The organism is Anaerosporobacter sp. (assembly GCF_965301125.1).
In genome coordinates this window covers 1,181-4,039 of the sequence record NZ_CBDLAM010000126.1, presented here as the reverse complement: position 1 = coordinate 4,039, position 2,859 = coordinate 1,181, and the positions used below count along the sequence as shown (strand labels likewise).

3 protein-coding genes are annotated in these 2,859 nt (G+C 30.6%); 1 reads left to right on the top strand and 2 read right to left on the bottom strand.

Annotated elements, in window-relative coordinates:
• Nucleotides 1-96 precede the first annotated feature (96 nt).
• Nucleotides 97-459 carry a hypothetical protein gene (locus ACW2QF_RS13395; protein ID WP_455716511.1) on the bottom strand — a complete coding sequence of 121 codons (363 nt, stop codon included), beginning with the start codon at nucleotides 457-459 and terminating at the stop codon, nucleotides 97-99.
• A 432-nt stretch (nucleotides 460-891) separates the two neighbouring features.
• Between ACW2QF_RS13395 and ACW2QF_RS13390 the strand changes: the two genes are divergently transcribed.
• Nucleotides 892-1,665 (top strand): hypothetical protein, encoded by a 774-nt coding sequence (locus ACW2QF_RS13390; RefSeq protein WP_455716510.1) that lies wholly within the window; start codon nucleotides 892-894, stop codon nucleotides 1,663-1,665.
• A gap of 814 nt (nucleotides 1,666-2,479) precedes the next feature.
• Here the strand turns inward: ACW2QF_RS13390 and ACW2QF_RS13385 are convergent.
• Nucleotides 2,480-2,614, bottom strand: coding sequence for a hypothetical protein (locus ACW2QF_RS13385; RefSeq protein ID WP_455716509.1), 135 nt, complete (start codon nucleotides 2,612-2,614; stop codon nucleotides 2,480-2,482).
• Nucleotides 2,615-2,859: the final 245 nt, after the last annotated feature.

Below are 2,859 nucleotides of genomic sequence, written 5' to 3'. Positions count from 1 at the left end.
AAAGGATATGCTTTGAAATTAACTTTACTTTTCTCTCGTTATTATAAAAAACATATAATAACGAGAGTTCAATATCCTTAAAGCTGTGTTTACTCATTACTCTACATCAGCAGCAATAGTAGCAGAAAAAGAAATTGTATTCATATCTACTTTTGCTTTACCTTGTTCATCTAACACTACATCACAAGTGCCACCACATAATATAAGAGCTTCTGTGTCCACTACAATTGGCTTCTCAGAGGTTGGCTCATGGCTTAAGTACATTAGATTATAAAAATCCTCATTACTTAAATCCATGTTATACTCCTGCAGTAAGTAAAATTGTTTACCATCACAATGTTCAAGTTCAAAAAGAACTTGTAATATCTTTGTGGTGCTGTCTTCAACAACACTATTGATGGAGAAATCATATTCTCCAGTACATACATCTGACACATTAGGTAATATTATTGCTTTCATAAGTTACATCCTCCTGATATTCAATATAAACTATTTTCTTTATGTTCATTTGCATAACGACAACCTATAACACACATGTGTTACAAGTATTGGTACTATAATTACATAACGAATTCTCTTACTATTAAATATCAGGAGCTCTAATCTGCTTCATGCCTTTTCCTCCATTATAGAATCGTTATTCGGTTTTCAATGTACTCCATATTTTAACTACTAACATGCTACAACATACTGCATCACCTCATTTCATCTTGTCTGATTTCTATTATACAAAACAAACTTACAAGCTATTTTTGTTTGGTATTTATTAATTTCAAACTATTTGTTATAATATCTAAGGACATACTTCTCATGTCCGTTATGATTTTCAAACAAAATCAAAAATGCAATATTGCTTGTCAAGACTTTTTTTAATTATTTTGGAGGAAATTTATGAATTACGGTAATAGTTATGGTACAACTACCCTAGAAGGTGAAGAACCACCTAAACGAGTAAAGAAGAAAGGTATACGTGGAAGATCACGTAATATCACTATCGAGAAACGTAAAAGGCTGATTCGTGAAATACTGTCTGACAAAGATCTTGAAGAATATACAGAACAAAACTTCAAAGAAGAATTCAAACGTAGGTGTAAAGAATTAGGACTAACCTATCCATCTATTGAAACTATTCGAACTGATTTATTAGATTGTGACTACAAATTAACAAAAGGTAAATTTTTAAAGAGATCAAACTATAATCCTTTATCTATAGAAATGCTTCAGTACCTCTTTAAAGGAAGCTTAGTATCCAGATTGACTGTCCAGATTAAATCCGATGAATATATTCTACTGCCAATCATCGTACAATCTATGGTACCAACTATTAGTTACGATAACAAAGAATCTACAATAGAATCAGATGAAATAGATATAGATGTATCCCTTTATTATGAAGAGATCTATTCAAGTATTAACAACAGCTACAACAATATAACTTCTACATCCATTCATCTTACTTTCAATAAAACTGGATATGAAGGGGCTATATTACAACTCATGTATGATATATATCCTGAGAGGATACTCTCTTTTTCAGCAAATACTTATGGTCTCACTCTATATAGTACTGTAGCTAATACATGTTCATTACTAGAGTTGATATACACATGCCTGCCTAACAATTTAGACATATTAGAAGTTCCCGATTCCAAACAACCATTCTAATATTTCCACAAACATAGCCAAGGAACCAATCATATAGCATACGTTGATTGATTCCTTGTTTCTATTCTATCACTCCTCTTTCCCATCCTCTTCTCTTGTAGAACTATATCAAACATCTTCTAAACAACTACTACTCTTCAAAGTTCAATACTATGTATTATCCAAGGGGAAAACGGGAATTTTCAAGAAATCCAAAAAAAATAAAACTTAAATTTTCCCGTATCCATCTCATAACTCTCATTCATGGCGTATTCAATCTATTTCATTGGAATCATATCTAAGTGTAAAAAGTGTACTATTACAAAAAACTTTTTTTGTTAGGAGCTCACTTCAAAAAAATTTTTGAAAAATAAACACTTTTCACACCTGTTAGTAACTGAAAATATCAAGTAACGTTGTTCTCCCTTATTTATCATTAACCATACTCTTGTTCTTCTTACATTTTACTTTTAAGCACTACTGGTCTGATAGGATGAATAGTTTCCTGAAAATCAAACAGCATTCTACAATCAACCTACAGCTATTTTTTTCAAACCTTTCCACCCTTATTTTAAAGAATCCACAAGTAATATAAATTTCTTTCATCATTTTTACAGTCATAGTTATTCCTTTATACTGTAGCTGAAATCATCTATAGGTGTAAAAAGTGTGTAATTCCAAAAGACTTTTTCTATACATAATTCATTGCAAAAATTATTTTTTGAAAATATACACTTTTCACACTTAACCCTATTTTTCTATAACAATGTATCAAAATTTGAAAAAGTCATTCATCTGAATTTTGCTACCCTTGAATGACCTTTCTTTTCCTTGCCTATTTTGCTTTCTTAGGCATATACGTATTCTTACCTGATCTACTTGCACAATAGATTCCCACACCAAGACCACAGCCTGTGATAATATTTTCTACAATTGTAGAACTGGCCACAACACATATACCAAACAACATTTCCAATTCCTCCTCTATTTAACTTCAATTAATAATAATACTATCACTGTTACTACAGTAGATGCTAAAACAACTTGCCAACTCATGATTGCATATCCTTTCATTATGTTTTTAATAGACGTTTGGTTATTTACTTTACCATTTACATTAGTGCTCCATTACCTTATCATATAGCAGAAGCATTCTTCTTAATTTATATTTTCTTTCAATCCTTATACTTATCTGCTTATTTTTAATTCATTAAG

What these genes read in the sequence shown, in the direction of transcription:
- ACW2QF_RS13385 (WP_455716509.1), bottom strand. Translation starts at nt 2,614, where the DNA reads ATGTTGTTTGGTATATGTGTTGTGGCCAGTTCTACAATTGTAGAAAAT.
- ACW2QF_RS13395 (WP_455716511.1), bottom strand. Translation starts at nt 459, where the DNA reads ATGAAAGCAATAATATTACCTAATGTGTCAGATGTATGTACTGGAGAA.
- ACW2QF_RS13390 (WP_455716510.1), top strand. Translation starts at nt 892, where the DNA reads ATGAATTACGGTAATAGTTATGGTACAACTACCCTAGAAGGTGAAGAA.